This window comes from Collinsella aerofaciens (genome assembly GCF_964243765.1).
In the GTDB taxonomy this organism is placed as follows: Bacteria; Actinomycetota; Coriobacteriia; order Coriobacteriales; family Coriobacteriaceae; genus Collinsella; species Collinsella aerofaciens_BU.
In genome coordinates this window covers 26,708-44,011 of record NZ_CAXTGI010000006.1, presented here as the reverse complement: position 1 = coordinate 44,011, position 17,304 = coordinate 26,708, and the positions used below count along the sequence as shown (strand labels likewise).

Below are 17,304 nucleotides of genomic sequence, written 5' to 3'. Positions count from 1 at the left end.
CATTACCAGCAAGTTTGCATAATTGACATCTGTCACGCAAAGCCGAACAAGATTGTTCTTCCTAATCCCTAGCGAATCGCTATACTTTATTGAATTGCATTGTCGCGGCGCTAAGGGAGGGCGGCCGGTGAGCTTTATCAATACCATTCGCGAGGACATCAAGACCGTCCAGGCGCAGGACCCCGCCGCGCAAAACGGCCTGGTCATTTTCCTTTCGTACCCCGGTCTGCATGCCAAGTGGAACCACGTGCCCGAGCACTGGCTCTGGGAGCACGGTCATCGCTCACTCGCCCGCGTGCTCTCGCAAATCACCCGCCATATCACTGGCGTCGAGATCCACCCTGCCGCACAAATCGGCAAGCATTTCTTTATCGACCACGCCATGGGCGTCGTCATTGGCGAGACCACCGTCGTGGGCGACAACTGCGTGCTCTACCAGGGCGTCACGCTCGGCGGCACCGGCAACGAGACCGGCAAGCGCCACCCCACCCTGGGTAACAACGTCACCGTGGGCACGGGCGCCAAGGTGCTCGGCAACATTCGCATCGGCAACAACGTCAAAATCGGCGGCAACTCGGTTGTCGTCAAAGACGTGCCCGACAACTGCACCGTCGTGGGCGTGCCGGGCCGCATCATCAAGCGCAACGGCTGCCGCGTATTCGAGGAAAGCTTCGACGCCAAGCAGCACCGCGAATACATGCCCGATGATGCCGCCGAGCAAAGCGCCCTCAACCGCCAGGGCATCACCGAGAACGCCCGTCGCGTCAAGGAACTCGAGCGAGAAGTGGCCGAGCTCAAAGCCCTCGTCGCCAAGCTCGTGGACGAGCGCTAGAAACGGGCGGTCACCAACAACATTGACGTCAACGCAAAGGCGCGCCAGGGAATCCATCCCCGGCGCGCTTTATTCCTGATGTGACATGCGGGACTGTCCCTTTGTCACATTATGCGAACTGGCTCAGGTAGAGGTCGGCGTAGGCGCCCTCGGCAGCCAGCAGCTCCTTGTGCGTGCCCTGCTCGATAATGTTGCCGTGATCCATGACCAGGATCAGGTCGGCATCCACGATCGTCGACAGACGGTGCGCGATAACAAAGCTCGTGCGCCCGCGCATGAGCGCGTCCATGGCGCGACCGATGGCAAGCTCGGTGCGCGTGTCCACGCTTGAGGTCGCCTCGTCCAGGATGAGAATCGCCGGGTTGTTGAGCAGCACGCGCGCAATGGTCAGCAGCTGGCGCTGGCCCTGACTAATGCTCTCGGCATCGTTGGCCACCCGCGTGTCGTAGCCCTGCGGCATGGTGCGCACAAAGAAGTCGACCTGCGCGGCGCGTGCCGCCGCCACAACCTCCTCGCGCGTTGCCTCGGGGCAGCCGTAGGCGATGTTTTCGGCAATCGTGCCATCGAACAACCAGGCATCCTGCAGCACCATGCCAAACTGCTGCCGCAGCTCGCCGCGATCCATGCGACTTGTATCCACGCCGTCGAGCGTAATGCGCCCGCCGTCAATCTCGTAGAAGCGCATGAGCAGGTTGATGAGTGTGGTCTTACCCGCACCCGTGGTTCCCACCACCGCAATCTTCTGACCCGGTTCGGCGGTAAACGACACGTCGCGCATGAGCGGCTTTTCGGGCGTGTAGCCAAAGCGCACATGCTCAAAAGCGACGCGGCCCTCCACGCGACCCGGCAGATTGGCAGCCTCGCCCGGCTGCGGATCGGCCTCCATCTCGGGCTCATCGAGCAGGTCGAACACGCGCTCCGCACTCGCCAGCGCGCTCTGCAGCGAGTTGAAAGTGAACGACAGCTGCGTCATGGGTTCGGACGCCTCGTAGATAAACTGGAAGAACGCCTGGAACACGCCGACGGTCATGTGACCGGCAACCAGCATGCTGCAGCCCACGAGCGCAATCACGATCTGCGCCAGGCGACCAATAAAGCGAACCGCGGGTCCGACGGCGTTGATCATAAAGTCGGCCTTGGTGCTCACGCGGGCCAGCTCGCCCGAGGCCTCGTGCACCTCGGCAGAGCTCTGGTGCTCGCGGTTGAATGCGCGAATCACCAAACGGCCCGAATAGCCTTCCTCGACCGCGCTCGTAATCTTGGATACCCACTCCTGGCGCTCGCCGGTCACGTCATGCGTGCGACGCGAGACCACTTTGGTCACCAGCAGCGACAACGCCGTAAAGAACAAAAAGACCAGCGTGAGCGGCACGCTAAACACGAACATCACGCCCACGGCGCCCACCACGGTGCCGATCGACACCAGCAGCTGCAGCAGTCCGCGCTGCATGCTTTCGGACATCTTGTCCAGGTCGTTGGTCGCGCGGCTGACGACCTCGCCGGGGCGATGCGCGTCGAAATAGGCAAGCGGCAGACGGTTGAGCTTTTGAGCGATACGGTTACGCAGACGCAGGTTAAGGCGTTCGGCCACGCTCGACATCAAAAAGCTCTGGAGCGCGTAGAACGAGGCGGCGGCCGTCCAGATCATAAAGTAGATGAAGATGGTCCTGCCGCAGTTCTCCCAAGTGATACTGAAGGTGGTGTCGTTGGCAAACGCCAGCTTCACGTGTCCCCACAGCTCATCGATAACGCGGGCGCTGTACGCCGGCGCCGCGGTGTTAAAGATGACGTAGAACACGATGCTCGCGAACACGAGGTAGAAGCGCCAGTGATCGCCGACGGCCTCGCTCCACAGACGGCGCACCGTCGCCCAGGTATCGCTGGGTTTCTCATCCTCGTCCTCGTCGCCCACATCGCGCATGCGCTCTGCCTCAGCACGGGCGCGCTCGTCCTCGGCGCGTTCGTTTTCCTCGTAGAGTGCTTGGCGTCGAGCCTCGCGCTCGGCTGCAGCCTTGGCAGCATCATCCAGACCGGGCGCGACCGCCGCCTCCTCAGCCGTCCCTGCTGCCGCGACGTCATCAACGACGCTCTGCTTCTTGAGCTCCTCGGTCATGCTACTCACCTCCCTTCATCTGCGATTCCGCGATGGCGCGGTACACCTCGCAGGTCTCCATCAACTCGTCGTGCGTGCCCAAGCCCACGACCTCGCCATCCTTGAGCACCACGATCTGGTCGGCATGCAGAATGGTCGAGATACGCTGCGCGATGATGAGCACCGCGGCATCGCGCGTCTCGTCCTGCAGCGCATGGCGCAGGGCCGCGTCGGTCTTGAAGTCCAGGGCCGAAAAGCTATCGTCGAAGATATACAGATCAGCGTGCTTCATGAGCGCACGGGCGATGGCCAGACGCTGACGCTGGCCGCCCGAGAAGTTCGTACCGCCCTGCGCCACCGGGGTATCGAGCCCCTGCGGCTGATCGAGCACGAAGGTGCTCTGGGCAACCCGCAGCGCGTGAAGCATGTCGGCCTCGGTCGCACCCTCGTTGCCATAGCGCAGGTTGCTCGCCACCGTGCCCGAGAACAGCCACGCCTTCTGCGGCACGTAAGCGATATGCCCGCGAATCTCGTCTTGCGAAAGGTCGCGCAGATCAACGCCGTCCAGGCGAATGGCACCCTTGGTGGCATCGTGGAAGCGCAGCAGGAGCTTGGCCACCGTCGACTTGCCCGATCCCGTCGAGCCTACAATTGCCGTGGTCTGGCCACGGCGGCAGGCAAAGCTCAGATCGCACAGTGTGTCCTCGTCGGCGTCGTCAAAACGGAACGACATATGGTCGAACACGGCGACCGCGTCTGCTCCGTCCTTTGAGTCGGACGCGCCCGCGTTGAGCATTCGCTCGCCATCGACGATGCTCGGCTCAATCTGGAGCACCTGTTGCGCGCGGTTGAGGCACGCCGCGGCGCGCGGAAGCGTCAGAATCACCATCTGCGCCATCATCACAAAGAACAGGATCAGAATCGCGTATTCCAGCACGGCCGAGATGCTGCCGATTTGCATGGCATGGACGCCTACGCGGTTGCCTCCCACCCACAGCACCGCCACCTCGGCGATGTTCATCAGAAAGAAGCTGGAGCTATCGAGGCCCACAAACAGGTGGTTGACTTTGATGGCATTGGCCGCGTAATCGCTAAACACCTCGTCCAGGCGCTGCTCCTCATGACGCTCCTTGTTAAACGCGCGGATGACGCGCACGCCCACGATGTTCTCGCGCAACACCACGTTCATACGGTCGATAAAACTCTGCAGGCGCATAAAAATCGGCGCTGCGTTGGCGACCGTAAAGACCGCCGCCACCAGCACAATCGCCACGACTGCGCCCAGCAGCGTACCCATGGCGGGATCGATATGCCAGGCGAAGATGATGCCCGCCACGGCCAAAAACGGCACCGGCAGCACCAGCTGAATCGTCTGCAGAATCGCCTGCTGGATCACGTTGATGTCGTTGAGCGATCGTGTGATCATCGAGCCGGTGCCAAAGCGCTCAAAGTCGCTGGCAGACAGCTCGAGTGACTTGTCGTAGACGGCGTTGCGGATGTCACAGGCCACGTTGGCCGCCAGGCGGGCCGAAAGATAGCAGCCCAGCACCGCGCCGCCGCTGGCCATGCCGGTCGCGATAAGCATGTACAGGCCGTTGCGCAGGATGTAGTCGACATCACCCGTCGTGATGCCGGTATTGACCATATTCGCCAACATCGTAGGCACCAGCAGCGTGCCGACGTTATCTATCAGCAGCACAAACAGTGTCACCGCAATCAGCCCGCGATACGGCCTCATAAACCTCATTAAGAGTCGCACGTCTCCCCCTCTTCTTGTTTTTCCACTTGGCTCTCGGCGGACATCTGCTGTTTAAACGCCTCGCACTCCTCGTTGAGCACGTGGGAAAACTTGCCGACCAGGCGCATAATCTCACGCTGTTCCCAGGGCTCGAGCGCGCCAAAGGCACGCTGCTCGGCTTTAACCGCCGGCAACGCATAGTGCTCGGCGAACCGCCGGCCCTCATCGGTCAAACAAACGACCTTATTCTTGCGGCTGCCTTCGGCGAATTCCAGCGTCGCAAGCCCTCGCGCCGTCAGGGTTTTAATTGCCGAATTAATGGTCTGCTTGCTATAGAACCATTCGCTCGTGAGTCGGCTCACGGCACCATCTTCATCCGCCGTGCTGATATCGACGAGCATCCAATAGGCGCAATCCGAAAGGCCGCAGGCGCGCGCGAACTCTGAATAAATACGGTCGAGCCCGTTGAGCATCCGGTCAAAATCGACCGACGTAACCGCGCAATCCATCTCTCCCACCATTCGATAGTCCGAATTTTGACTAATTGAGATTTCAGATTAGTCCGAGTTTTGACTATCGTCAAGGGCTTCGTTCGCAGCGCACAGGCTATACAACATATCGACAAAAAAGACCGCCGGCGCGGGGGCAGCGCCGGCGGTCATGAGAGGAAATCGATTATTTGCTGCTAGGCGGCGACGGCCTCGTAGACCGTAGCGCCCGAGAAGCTATCGTGCAGGCTCTTGCCGCAGATCCAAGGCAACTCGACGACCTCGCAGACTGTGTTGACCAGCTCGGAGCAGTCAGTAAAGTGGCCCTTATCGTTGAGGGCCTCGCAATCCTGAACACGCCAATAGCCATCGGTGTGCGTGATGTAGTACTCGTGATCATTGATCGACACGAAAGCGCGCGTCTTGGAACGCAGCAGCTTCAGAAATCCTTCGAAATCGGTCTCGACGACATCTCCAGCCTGGAACATGATAGTTACCTCCTGGCCCGGCGCCACCACGGCGCGTTGATAAACGTTGGTGCTTCTTTAGTAAAACCTTTATCAGGGGTTATGCGGGCATCATTTAGGCAAGTGGTAAAAAACCGCAGGGTAGACGGGATAAAACGTTTAACCATCCCACTGGTTTGTCACATTCTTGCCGCAGTTTTATGCAGACCCACTTTTCTCATTGGTAGCCAGAGCCATTCGAAGAGCTTCGCGCGATTACGGTCTTGAGCCGACGGGTATGAACGTGGCATCTCAATCAACGTCAGGAGGACTCATGGAGACCATCGAAGCGCTCATCCACCGCCGCAGCTGCCGTAACTATAGCGATCGCCCCGTCGAAGCCGAAAAGCTCGCACGCATTATCGAGGCAGGCCAGTACGCGCCCAGCGGCATGGGACGCCAGCCGGTGACGTTTGTCGCCGTCACCGACCCCGCGACCGTCGAGCGCCTCTCGCAGCTCAACGCCCAGGTTATGGGCAGCGATGGCGATCCCTTCTACGGGGCCAAGACCGTTGTGGTAGTGCTCGTCGACCGCAGCGTGCCCACACATCTGGAAGACGGCTCGCTTGCCATGGGCAACCTGCTCAACGCGGCGTATGCCCTGGGTGTTGATTCGTGCTGGATCCACCGCGCGCACGAGGTCTTCGACTCGCCCGAGGGCCTGGAGCTGCTGGCCAGCTGGGGTCTGCCCGCCGACGGAAGCCTGCGCGGCGTCGGCAACTGCATTCTTGGCTATGCCGAGGACGTGCTTCCCGAGGCCAAGCCTCGCCGTGACAACGTGGTGTATGTAAAGTAATCAGAACCACCCTTAAAAAGGGTGGTTTGCTCTTAGGGTATAACCCACGGGCCCCGGGCTCGCGTCTAAAGGCGCGGGCCCGGACTTCGTCCAGGCCTAGTGCATCTTGACCCGTGGCGCGCCGGTCGAACCGGCAGGATCACCTCCTCTTGAAGGGGTCCTCGTACTCCTTCACGCTCAGCTTGTCCAGCGCGATGTCGTGGGACTCCTGCTCCCTGATGTACTTGGCGATCGTCGCCTCGTTCAGGCCGACGGTGGACACGTAGTAGCCCTCCGCCCAGAACTTCCTGTTGCCGAACTTGTACTTGAGGTTGGCGTGCCTGTCGAATATCATCAGCGAGCTCTTCCCCTTCAGGTAGCCCATGACGCTCGCGACGCTGTGCTTCGGCGGGATCGCCAGCAGCACGTGCACGTGGTCGGGCATCAGGTGCCCCTCGATTATCTCGATCCCCTTGTACTCGCACAGCTTCCTGAGGATCTCCCCTATGTCGCTCCTGATTTGGTTGTAGATCACTTTGCGCCTATACTTCGGCGTGAACACGATGTGGTACTTGCACATCCACTTCGTGTGGGAAAGGCTGTAGGCCTTCTGGGCCATGGCGACCACCCCTTCGACTCGAATTCTTGACGGCCTGAACAATCGTCAATATCGGTCGGAGGGGTGGCTTTGTAAAGCCGTTTGTCTCCACCCGCGTAGCGGGTGGTTTAAAGCTGGCCGCTGCGCGGCCAGCAGACTAAAGTCTTGAAAATCAGAACCACCCTTAAAAAGGGTGGTTTGCTCTTAGGGTATAACCCACGGGCCCCGGGCTCGCGTCTAAAGGCGCGGGCCCGGACTTCGTCCAGGCCTAGTGCATCTTGACCCGTGGCGCGCCGGTCGAACCGGCAGGATCACCTCCTCTTGAAGGGGTCCTCGTACTCCTTCACGCTCAGCTTGTCCAGCGCGATGTCGTGGGACTCCTGCTCCCTGATGTACTTGGCGATCGTCGCCTCGTTCAGGCCGACGGTGGACACGTAGTAGCCCTCCGCCCAGAACTTCCTGTTGCCGAACTTGTACTTGAGGTTGGCGTGCCTGTCGAATATCATCAGCGAGCTCTTCCCCTTCAGGTAGCCCATGACGCTCGCGACGCTGTACTTCGGCGGGATCGCCAGCAACACGTGCACGTGGTCGGGCATCAGGTGCCCCTCGATTATCTCGATCCCCTTGTACTCGCACAGCTTCCTGAGGATCTCCCCTATGTCGCTCCTGATTTGGTTGTAGATCACTTTGCGCCTATACTTCGGCGTGAACACGATGTGGTACTTGCACATCCACTTCGTGTGGGAAAGGCTGTAGGCCTTCTGGGCCATGGCGACCACCCCTTCGACTCGAATTCTTGACGGCCTGAACAATCGTCAATATCGGTCGGAGGGGTGGCTTTGTAAAGCCGTTTGTCTCCACCCGCGTAGCGGGTGGTTTAAAGCTGGCCGCTGCGCGGCCAGCAGACTAAAGTCTTGAAATTAGTTCCGCCGTTCTAACGAACGGCGGACCCGCTCGCAACTTATCTTGCCGATGGAGTTGTCGTCGTTTCATCCGTGTGGGTCGTTTCGGCGCCGTCGCCCTGTTCGCCCTCGTCCTTTTGAGCGTCGGCGATGGTGGAGGCTGCCGCAACGATACCGCGCTGGGGCGCAACGCCCGTCTGGGTCTGTGCGCCCTCGACAACTTCTGTACCTGCATGCGCGAGCTCGGGCGATTTAAACATTGCGTCCAAGTTGGCGCCGCCGCCGGCGTAGCCAAGCGCAGCGAGTGCGATGATGATCACCGCAATGACGACCGCGATCGGAACATAACGATGCCAACCAGCCGGATTGAGTCCGCTGCGACGAGCCGCCCCGCGGCTGATGTAACCGAGCGTTCCGTCGTGCTTGAGCTTTGAGCCCACCACGCGTTTGCGGCCCCACAACGAGGACTCTGCCTGCATGGCCAAGCGGGCGCTTGCCGAAGGATAGCCGTATTTAGTGCGCTTGAACGAACCATCAAACCCCGAGGCGTGTTTGCCCCACGTCACCGATGTTGTGCGTCGGTTGACCGGCGCGGCACTCCGCCTTCTGCGGCTCGGTTTTGTAGTCTCAGCCATACGCCCCCGCACGCCGTAACCAAATCGAAACAATAACGCTTTGGACTGTAGCACACGCGTCGCGCGCGGTCACGGGCGCCTCGCTCAACGGTCATCGTCCTTCAGCAAGCGCCACAGCGTTGTTCGGCTTATGCCCAGCACCTCCGCCACACGGGTTCGGTTGCCATGGAGATGATTTACAACCAGATGCGCGATATCTCGCTCGGTATCGGCCAGCGGTCGCAGGATATACAGGTCGCTTTCGAGTGTCGGGGCGCCAAAGGTTGCGGTCTTAATCACGTCCTCTTGGGCTAGCACTTCCTCCGCCACAGCACGATCCACCGTGCCCGCCCCCACCAATATATACAGTCGTTCCGAGACCTCGCGGAGCTGCAGATAATTGCGCGGCCAGCGGTAAGCATCGAGCGCCTTCGTCGCTGCGGCAGACAGCGTGGGCGCTGCCGTCCCAAATGCACCAGCGAGATATTCCAAATAGCGCGCAACCTTCGTCGACGCGGCTCCCTGCTCGACGATTGCCGGCGCCACGCTCACCGCACAGGCGAAACGCTCGGTCACAAAGGCGGCTTGATCACTTTCGCTGCCGCCCGGCATGTCATTCGCCGTCAGCACCACATGGCAGCGCGTCGCCAACGCGGTGTCGGCCATCGTGGAAACGAGCTCGCGAAGGCGCTGGGGGCCAACCGCATTCCAGCCCGCAATGCAAAGTGTCAGCCCCGTTTGGAACAACGGCGATTCGGCGCTTTTGAGCACGTGGCGCCAACCGCGATCGGTAAGCTCATCGAGCGCAACGGCAACAAAGGGTTGATCGGCAAAAGGACCGTCCAGATAGAGGCGCTTGGCGATCTCGACCTGACCCGCTCCCAACTCGCCCTCGAGCATAAGGGGCACGCCGCGCGCGTAGCTCTCGGCGACCGGCTCAGCTACCGAGGCCGCCCCCTCAACGATGCCGTACGCGCTCGATTCGTAGCGGGCCTCAACTTCGTCGGCGTTGAGCCACTCGATGCCCGCATGTGCCGCGGCGCCGCGCACCTCGCGGACCACGACGACCCAAAGGCCCCCGCCCTCTTTGTCGGTGGGGCGAACGGTCAGGCTCAGGCGCGTACCCGCACGCCCCATAACCAGACGCGCGCCGTCTCCTATACGGTCGAGGCGCTCAGCGACAAAAGCCGCCACATCCCGCTCAAGCGCCGCGTCATTCATGGTCGAAATCGCGACGTCCCCACGCGCATCGATTGCCAATGCCGAGGCCCCGGCAGCAGCCAGGGCCTCGGTCAAGACGTTCAGCTTGGCATCGCTATCCATGATTTGCCCCTGTCCGCGGCGACGTGCAACCACCGACGGTCGCACAACCGAGTGTTTCAAAATTGAACGATATTGCTCACCAAACACTATAGGGCAGAAAGCGCCGTCCTGCGAGTATAGGTGTTGCCCCGCATCGCCATCCTGGCGGGGCGATAAGAGCTCTTCGGGACTTATAAACCTGCGGACAAGCCATACCCGCAAGAGCTCCTATCGCTCCACCGCAGGCATGCGCGCGCCAACACGTCAGCACGCAGCACGCAAATCGGCTGCTTCTCTACCAGATTCCCAGCACGTGCTGCATCCCCAAACTCATGCATGCAATGCCAATCCAGCAGCAAAAGCCCAATGCGATGGGCTTGCCGCCTTTTTTGACCAGCTCGACGATATCGGTATTAAAGCCAATAGCCGCCATGGCCATCACGATAAAGAACTTCGACAGCTCCTTGATGGGCGCCGTAATGGACGCGGGAAGCTGAAACACCGTGGTGACCACGCTCGCCAGCACAAAGAACAGCACGAACATGGGAAACGCGCGTTTAAGTGAGAACGTGCTTTTGGCGTCGCCGCCGGCCTTGCGCGCCAGATGCATCTGCCAGCATGCGAGAACCAACGTAATGGGAATAATGGCCAGCGTCCTGGTGAGCTTGACCACTGTGGCGCTTTCGAGCACATTGGCGCCGGGATGCATACTGTCCCAGGCGCTCGCCGCAGCCGTTACCGATGAGGTGTCGTTGATGGCGGTGCCGGCAAACAGGCCAAAGCCCTCGTTGGTCAGCCCGAGCATGCCGCCGAGCGTCGGAAACACGAGCGCCGCGATAACGTTAAACAGGAAGATGACCGAAATAGCCTGGGCAATCTCACGATCGTCGGCATCGATGACGGGCGCGGTCGCGGCGATGGCAGAACCGCCGCAAATCGACGAACCCACACCCACAAGCGTCGCGATCTTACCCGGCACGTTCATAACGCGGCAGAGCACAAAGGCGATGACAAGCGAGGTCGAGATCGTCGCCACGATAATAGGCAGCGACTGGGCGCCCTTGGACAGAATCTGGGAGAGGTTCATCCCAAAGCCAAGCAGAATAACCGCGTACTGCAAGACTTTTTTGGACGTATAGGTGACGCCGGCGGCAAGCTGTTCGCGGTGATTCTTGGGAAAGACGAGCGCCAGGACCATGCCAAAGAGGATGGCAAATACCGGCCCGCCGACCACCTCAATTTGTTTGCCGAGCAGCGTTGCGGGGATAGCGATGACCAGGCAGAACAAGACGCCCTTCCAGCGCTCGCGTACGGTATTCGCCAGTTGCATATGGGATTCCTTCTTTCTCTTTCACGTTTGCGACGGCTTATGATACGGCAACGCTAAGCGCAATCCCGCGCAAACGCAGACAAAAATGTCGCAAAAGTTCTCGGGCAGCGATTGAATTGCCCACCGCGGAGAGCTGATTCGCGGCATAATAAGCAACTGACATATGAGTGTGAGAGAGTGGTTGCGAGGCGCTATGGAAGAATCGATGCACGTCGGCGAACAGGAAACGAGCCTACAGGACCAGTCCTACCACACCATTCGACGCAAAATCGTCTACCTGGACTATAAGCCGGGCGAAAAGCTGGGCGTCAAGCAGCTGTGCGATGACCTGGATATGGGGCGCACCCCCGTGCGCGAAGCGTTGGTGCGCTTGGCGCAAGAAGGCCTGGTGCGCACCGTGCCCCAAAGCGGCACCTATGTCTCGCCCATCAACCTCACCCTTGCCGAGAGTGCCTGCTACATTCGCGAGCACCTGGAAAAACAGGTGATTGTAGAGTGCTGCGCGCGCGCCACCTCGGCAGGCGTCGAGCAGCTCGACCGCGCCATCGTGCTGCAGGAAAAGGCGATGGCCGAAGAGGATCGCATCGGCTTCTTTTTAAGCGACAACCTCATGCACCGCATGATCTTTAGCATCGCATGCCGTAGCACCGTGTGGTCGTGGCTCGAAGAGACCAATGCCGACCTGGAGCGCTTCCGCTGGCTGCGTGCCGCTACGCAGGTTCTCGACAATCAGGACATCGTGAACGAGCATAAGCAAATCCGCCGCGCCATCGCCGGTCGCGACCCCATCGAGGCGAGCTTTTTGGTCAGCAAGCACCTGCATATGATGTTCCGCAACCAAACCGAGGTCCTGGACCAGTTCCCCGAGTACTTCGAGACCAGCAAGCTTCGCTAACCTGCCAAAAAGGGACAGGTTTATTTTGGCAGGTTTTATCTGGGCAAATGCAACAAGGCCCGGCTCCGTCTTGATGCGGAGCCGGGCCTTGGCTGTTAAGTAGCACCAACAACGGCAACGCCACATACCTGGCGCAACATCCGCTACTCGACAGTAACGCTTTTCGCCAGGTTACGAGGTTGGTCGACGTCGCAGCCGCGCAGGATGGCGACCTCGCGGGCAAGCAACTGCAGCGGTACGCTCGCCGTGATGGGGCTGAACACGTTGCGGACAGCCGGCACGCGAATGATGCAGTCGGCGATCTTGTTGATCTCCTCGTCGCCCTCGGTGGCAACGACGATGACCTTGGCGCCGCGCGCCTTGCACTCCATGAGGTTCGACACGGTCTTGTCGTAGGTGGCACTCTTGGTGGCCACCGCGATGACGGGGAAGCCCGGATCGATCAGTGCGATGGGACCGTGCTTCATCTCGCCGGCGGCGTAGGCCTCGGCGTGCAGGTAGCTGACCTCCTTGAGCTTGAGCGCGCCCTCGTAGGAAATGGCGGCACCCATGCCGCGACCCACGAACAGTGCGGACTGCGCGTCTTTGCAGACAAGCGCGGCCTCGTGCACGGCCTCGGTCTGCGTGTCCAGAATCCACTGGATCTGCTCGGCCGTATCGGAAAGCTCGCGGAACAGCATGCGCGCCTGCTTGGTGGTCAGGCGGTACTTGACCTGCGCCAGCAGCAGCGCCAGCAGCGTCAGGCTCACAACCTGGCCGATAAAGCTCTTGGTCGAGGCGACCGCGATCTCCTTGTTGGCCTTGGTATAGATGACGCCATCGCTTTCGCGCGCCACCGGGCTGCCCACCACGTTAGTGATGCCGAAGACCTTGGCGCCCTTGATGCGCGCATCGCGAATGGCGGCAAGGGTGTCGGCCGTCTCGCCCGACTGGGACACGGCCACGACGAGCGTCGTCGGCGTGATGATGGGGTTGCGGTAGCGGAACTCGCTTGCCGCCTCGACCTCGGTGGGGATGCGAGCCCAGCCCTCAATGAGATTCTTAGCAATGAGGCCAGCGTGATAGCTGGTGCCGCAAGCGATCACGTAGACGCGATCGATATCGTTGAGCTCCTCGAGCGAAAGGCCCAGCTCGTCGATGTCGAGCTCGCCGGCCGGCGTCATACGACCGACCAGCGTGTCGCGCACGACGCGCGGCTGCTCGTGGATTTCCTTGAGCATAAAGTCGGGGTAGCCACCCTTTTCGGCCATGTCCAGGTCCCAGTCGATGTGGGTGACCTTGGGCTCGATGACATTGCCGGCCTCGTCGGTATACTCGACGCCCGCAGGCGTGAGCTTGGCAAACTGACCGTCCTCGAGCACCACGACATCGCGGGTGGCGTCGATGAGCGCGATGACATCGGAGGCAACGTAGGAGCCGGTCTCGCCCATGCCGACCACGATCGGGGAATCCTTGCGGGCCACGGCGATTACGCCAGGCTCGTCGGCGCACACGGCGGCCAAGCCATAGGCGCCCACCACGTGGGTGCAGGCCTCGCGCACGGAGGCCATCAGGTCGTGCGTCTCGGCATAAGCCTCTTCGATCAGATGCGCGAAGACCTCGGTATCGGTCTCGCTCTTAAAGTGGTGGCCGCGGCCCTCCAGCTCTTCGCGCAGCTCGGCGAAGTTCTCGATGATACCGTTGTGGACGATGGCGATACGACCGTCGCAGCTGGTGTGGGGATGAGCGTTAGCGACGGAGGGCTTGCCGTGGGTGGCCCAACGGGTGTGGCCGATACCGCAGGTAGCGTCGCTGTCGATGTTGGAAAGCTCGCTCTCCAGGCCCGCGACCTTGCCCACGCGGCGGATGACGTCGAGGTGCGCCGCGGCGCCCTCGCCCACCTCGAGCGCGACGCCCGAGGAGTCATAGCCGCGATACTCCATACGCTTGAGGCCCGTGACCAGGATGTTCTTTGCAATATCAGAGCCGGTGTAGCCGACGATTCCGCACATAGGATAAATCCCTTCGTTCGCGTGACTGCAAGACGTCCACGCACAGGGGGCGCTGAGACGTATAACGTTCGAGTATTGTACTCACGCAAACGCAAGCTGATATACCAGAAGTGGTATCTCAACTTAGATACCACTCGATGCACACACGTCCAGCCGGTCCAAACCACCACAAAGGTGCCTGTCCCCTTCGTGGCGATCGCGTTGGCAACAGCGTTTCCCCAGATAAAACCTGCCAAAATAAACCTGTCCCTTTTTGGCAGGTTTGGGATGCTACAATCTGGCTTATACTTGAAACGCATCAAAGGGGCCGCTATGGCAAAGGTAAAAATCAGCGACGTCGCGCGCGAGGCCGGGGTTTCGTTGGGCACGGTTTCCAACGCGCTCAACCATCCCGAAAAGCTGCGCCCCGAGACCCTCAAGCTCATCAACGAGACCATCAATCGCTTGGGCTACCTGCCCAACCAAAGCGCTCGCCAGCTGGCCGGCGGCACCACCAAGTCCTTTGGCCTGGTCCTCCCCCGTCTCGATCACGGCTTTTCGCTCCAGATTGCCAGCGGCGCCCATAACGAGGCCCGCAAGCACGGTTATGACCTGCTCATCGCCAACGCCGATAACGACGACATTCTCGAGGACCATTACCTGCGCTATTTTATGGGCACCCAAATGTCCGGCGTCATGGTTCAGCCCATGTCATCTCCCAATTGGCACCCCGCCATGACCAAGATTCCCGTCCCCATCGTCCATCTGGACGTCCATTGTTCAGAACCCGGTTACTACGTGGCCGCCGACAACGAGGCACAGGGGCGCATTATCGCCGAGCTCGCCATCGCCCGCGGCGCACACCGCATCGTCGTTGTGGGCCGAGCGGCATTTATGCAGCTCACCCTGCGCGTCCTTGGCATCCACAAGGCACTTGCCCTGCATCCCGATATCATAATTGAGGTCATCGACGCCGGCGAATGGAATACCGCCGCCGACGGCTACGGCATCGGCGCCCAAATCGCCGCGCGCCCCGCGAACGAACGCCCCGATTTTGTCGTCGGCCTGACCGACGTACTGGCATCGGGCGTTATCTCGGCGCTGATAGACAAAGGCATCTCCGTCCCCGAGCAGGTCCGCGTGGCCGGCTGCGACGGCAATCCACTTGCCTGGAGCGGGTCGGTCCCCCTTACCACCGTGGCGCCGCCGGGCTACGAAATTGGCCGCAAGGGTGTTCAATTGCTCATGGAGCAAATCGAGAACAAGGCGCCGGCAAAGACCAAGCACGTCCGCATCGGCTCTGCAGCGCGCACCGTCACCGCGGTCACAGCCATCGAGGACATCAACCGCCAAGAACTCGTGCGGCCGTTCCTGCTGGAACGCGCCAGCACCCAGGCAAGCAACCACGCCGAAGCCACCGCCATCAACCTGGGCGCGTATCTATAGCACGCGCGCAAGTATGCCAAGTCGCCGCTTAAGCAAAAGGGGCCCGACCATTGCCGGGCCCCTTTTGCTTAAGCGCAAACGTGGGTAATTGCTCGTTTCAACACCGCAATTGTCTAGAGCACGGCCTTGACCGCCGCCGTCAGATCGAACAGCGTATCGAGCACGGCCTCGCAGCCATCCACCACGTCCTGCGGCAGCGGCACGATATCGGGGACGGCAAAGACATGACAGCCGGCCGTAATGCCCGAGGCGCAGCCGTTGCGCGAATCCTCGACCACGGCACATTCCTCGGGAGCGAAGCCCGCGCGCTCGCAGGCGAGCAGATACATCTCGGGGTCGGGCTTACCGTGCACGACGTCCTCGCCGCAGGTCACCGTCTCAAACTTGTCAAAAAGACCGACCATCTTAAGGTTGCGCTCGGCCGTAACGAGACGCGACGACGTCGCCAGGCCCACGTGATAGCCCGCAGCCAGCAGCTCGTCTATGCACTCGGCGGCACCGGCCTTAAGCTCCAAATCGGTCTTGACTATCTCGTCGCGAATCTCCTTGTGGCGATGATAGATCGCCTCAGCGGTTTCTCTGCTGCCGTAATGCGCCTCAAGAATGTCCATGACATCGGGCAGCGTGCGACCGATAAACTGATGGATTAGCGCATCATCAATCGCGATTCCCAGCTCGACCGCGCCCGCTTTCCACGCCTTGATGCCCAAACGCTCGGTATCGACCAGCGTTCCGTCCATGTCAAAAATAACAGCCTTGATCATATCGGTCCCCTCACCGGATTGCGTTACTGCCACTCTACCGCACTTTACAAACTTGTATATAACGTATATAGCATATTGCACTTTCGTTACATAGATAGAAGTCTTATGGCGAGCTACTCGGTAGGATTATAGTTTTCGATCGAGTACTCAACGGTAAGGAACATTTCATGTTTTCAGACACCACCGCACCTGCAGAGGAGCTTCAGGACAAACTCGCAGCGCTCGAGCAGCTGCTTTTGGCATACGGACGCGTCGCCATCGGCTTTTCCGGTGGCGTCGACAGCAGCTTTTTGGCCGCGGTCTGCGCCCGCATCATGCCTGCCAACACGCTGCTCGTTCACCTCACCACGCCGCTCATCGGCACACCCGAGCAGGCTTCGTTTGAGCGGTCCGTTGACGGACAAACCGATGAGGGGCCGCATTTTAAGCTCCCCGTGCTCAATCTTTCGGTCGACCAGCTGCAACTTCCCCAGGTAGCCTGCAACGATGCTGACCGCTGCTACCACTGCAAGCGCGCCGGCTTTACCGCCATCGTCAACCACGCCAGGTCGCTGGGTTTTCCCACCGTCATCGACGGCAGCAACGCAAGCGACCGCGGCGACTACCGCCCCGGCATGCGCGCCGCCCAGGAGCTCGGCGTGCGCTCACCCCTCATGGAGGTCGGCTTTACCAAGGACGAGGAACGCGAGTTGCTGCGCGCCTGGGGATACCCCGTTTGGAACCTGCCGGCGGGCGCCTGTCTTGCCACGCGCATCCCCACGGGCGAGGAGCTCACACGCGAGAAGGTCGATTTAATCCGTTCATGCGAGGATTACCTGCACGATCTTGGCCTGGCACAGGTGCGCGCACGCCTCGTCGGCGGCTGCATGCATATCGAGGCCGCGCCGGCAGACGTCGCCAAAATTGCCGCCCTCGGCGGTACCGCCGTCGATGCCGAGGGCAAAACCCCACTGCCCGCCGCCATCGAGTCCGCGCTGCGCGCGCTGGGCTGCGGTCACATCTCCCCCGAGGTCACCCCCTACATCCACGGCAACATGAACCTTTAGGTTACG

16 protein-coding genes are annotated in these 17,304 nt (G+C 60.7%); 5 read left to right on the top strand and 11 right to left on the bottom strand.

The genetic code is table 11. The features are described 5' to 3' along the window. Nucleotides 1–127 precede the first annotated feature (127 nt). Complete coding sequence (cysE, locus tag ACESSC_RS05650; RefSeq protein ID WP_195521049.1) at nucleotides 128–832, top strand: serine O-acetyltransferase; 705 nt, start codon at nucleotides 128–130, stop codon at nucleotides 830–832. A 109-nt stretch (nucleotides 833–941) separates the two neighbouring features. Here the strand turns inward: cysE and ACESSC_RS05645 are convergent, their stop codons facing one another. From ACESSC_RS05645 to ACESSC_RS05630, 4 genes are all read right to left on the bottom strand, one after another. Continuing rightward, a complete protein-coding gene (locus tag ACESSC_RS05645) occupies nucleotides 942–2,945 on the bottom strand; it encodes an ABC transporter ATP-binding protein (RefSeq protein WP_373161767.1) in 2,004 nt (667 codons plus the stop codon). A 1-nt stretch (nucleotide 2,946) separates the two neighbouring features. Then, a complete protein-coding gene (locus ACESSC_RS05640; protein ID WP_373161766.1) occupies nucleotides 2,947–4,671 on the bottom strand; it encodes an ABC transporter ATP-binding protein in 1,725 nt (574 codons plus the stop codon). After that, the gene (locus ACESSC_RS05635) at nucleotides 4,671–5,171 is read right to left on the bottom strand and encodes a MarR family winged helix-turn-helix transcriptional regulator (RefSeq protein WP_373161764.1); all 501 of its coding nucleotides are present in this window, start codon (nucleotides 5,169–5,171) and stop codon (nucleotides 4,671–4,673) included. Before ACESSC_RS05635 ends, ACESSC_RS05640 begins: the two co-directional genes overlap by 1 nt. Before the next feature lie 176 nt (nucleotides 5,172–5,347). Next, complete coding sequence (locus ACESSC_RS05630; RefSeq protein WP_118260475.1) at nucleotides 5,348–5,638, bottom strand: CDP-alcohol phosphatidyltransferase; 291 nt, start codon at nucleotides 5,636–5,638, stop codon at nucleotides 5,348–5,350. A 292-nt stretch (nucleotides 5,639–5,930) separates the two neighbouring features. Here ACESSC_RS05630 and ACESSC_RS05625 point away from each other — a divergent pair, with 292 nt between their 5' ends. Further along, nucleotides 5,931–6,452, top strand: a complete 522-nt coding sequence (locus ACESSC_RS05625) for a nitroreductase family protein (protein WP_373161762.1) — start codon at nucleotides 5,931–5,933, stop codon at nucleotides 6,450–6,452. Between the two features lie 139 nt (nucleotides 6,453–6,591). Here ACESSC_RS05625 and tnpA (ACESSC_RS05620) read toward each other — a convergent pair whose 3' ends face one another. The 5 genes from tnpA (ACESSC_RS05620) to ACESSC_RS05600 all read right to left on the bottom strand — a co-directional run bounded on the left by tnpA (ACESSC_RS05620) (nucleotide 6,592) and on the right by ACESSC_RS05600 (nucleotide 11,177). Further along, nucleotides 6,592–7,050 (bottom strand): IS200/IS605 family transposase, encoded by a 459-nt coding sequence (gene tnpA, locus ACESSC_RS05620; protein ID WP_117776947.1) that lies wholly within the window; start codon nucleotides 7,048–7,050, stop codon nucleotides 6,592–6,594. Between the two features lie 290 nt (nucleotides 7,051–7,340). Beyond that, on the bottom strand, nucleotides 7,341–7,799 hold the full coding sequence (gene tnpA, locus ACESSC_RS05615; protein ID WP_055250296.1) for an IS200/IS605 family transposase: 459 nt from the start codon (nucleotides 7,797–7,799) through the stop codon (nucleotides 7,341–7,343). Nucleotides 7,800–7,990: 191 nt separating this feature from the next. After that, the gene (locus ACESSC_RS05610; RefSeq protein ID WP_373161759.1) at nucleotides 7,991–8,566 is read right to left on the bottom strand and encodes a hypothetical protein; all 576 of its coding nucleotides are present in this window, start codon (nucleotides 8,564–8,566) and stop codon (nucleotides 7,991–7,993) included. A gap of 84 nt (nucleotides 8,567–8,650) precedes the next feature. Then, nucleotides 8,651–9,868, bottom strand: coding sequence for a helix-turn-helix domain-containing protein (locus ACESSC_RS05605; RefSeq protein ID WP_373161757.1), 1,218 nt, complete (start codon nucleotides 9,866–9,868; stop codon nucleotides 8,651–8,653). Between the two features lie 274 nt (nucleotides 9,869–10,142). Then, nucleotides 10,143–11,177, bottom strand: a complete 1,035-nt coding sequence (locus ACESSC_RS05600; protein WP_373161755.1) for a YeiH family protein — start codon at nucleotides 11,175–11,177, stop codon at nucleotides 10,143–10,145. 193 nt (nucleotides 11,178–11,370) lie between these two features. On the opposite strand from ACESSC_RS05600, the gene ACESSC_RS05595 reads away from it, so the two are divergent. After that, nucleotides 11,371–12,072, top strand: coding sequence for a GntR family transcriptional regulator (locus tag ACESSC_RS05595; protein WP_373161752.1), 702 nt, complete (start codon nucleotides 11,371–11,373; stop codon nucleotides 12,070–12,072). A 143-nt stretch (nucleotides 12,073–12,215) separates the two neighbouring features. Here ACESSC_RS05595 and glmS read toward each other — a convergent pair whose 3' ends face one another. Continuing rightward, a complete protein-coding gene (gene glmS, locus ACESSC_RS05590) occupies nucleotides 12,216–14,063 on the bottom strand; it encodes a glutamine--fructose-6-phosphate transaminase (isomerizing) (protein ID WP_373161750.1) in 1,848 nt (615 codons plus the stop codon). A gap of 312 nt (nucleotides 14,064–14,375) precedes the next feature. Here glmS and ACESSC_RS05585 point away from each other — a divergent pair, with 312 nt between their 5' ends. Then, nucleotides 14,376–15,488: a LacI family DNA-binding transcriptional regulator gene (locus tag ACESSC_RS05585; RefSeq protein WP_373161749.1), complete on the top strand. Its 1,113-nt coding sequence runs from the start codon at nucleotides 14,376–14,378 to the stop codon at nucleotides 15,486–15,488. 113 nt (nucleotides 15,489–15,601) lie between these two features. Here ACESSC_RS05585 and ACESSC_RS05580 read toward each other — a convergent pair whose 3' ends face one another. Next, complete coding sequence (locus ACESSC_RS05580; protein WP_373161747.1) at nucleotides 15,602–16,252, bottom strand: HAD family hydrolase; 651 nt, start codon at nucleotides 16,250–16,252, stop codon at nucleotides 15,602–15,604. Nucleotides 16,253–16,419: 167 nt separating this feature from the next. Between ACESSC_RS05580 and larE the strand changes: the two genes are divergently transcribed. After that, the gene (gene larE, locus ACESSC_RS05575; protein ID WP_373161744.1) at nucleotides 16,420–17,298 is read left to right on the top strand and encodes an ATP-dependent sacrificial sulfur transferase LarE; all 879 of its coding nucleotides are present in this window, start codon (nucleotides 16,420–16,422) and stop codon (nucleotides 17,296–17,298) included. The last annotated feature ends 6 nt before the right edge of the window (nucleotides 17,299–17,304 follow it).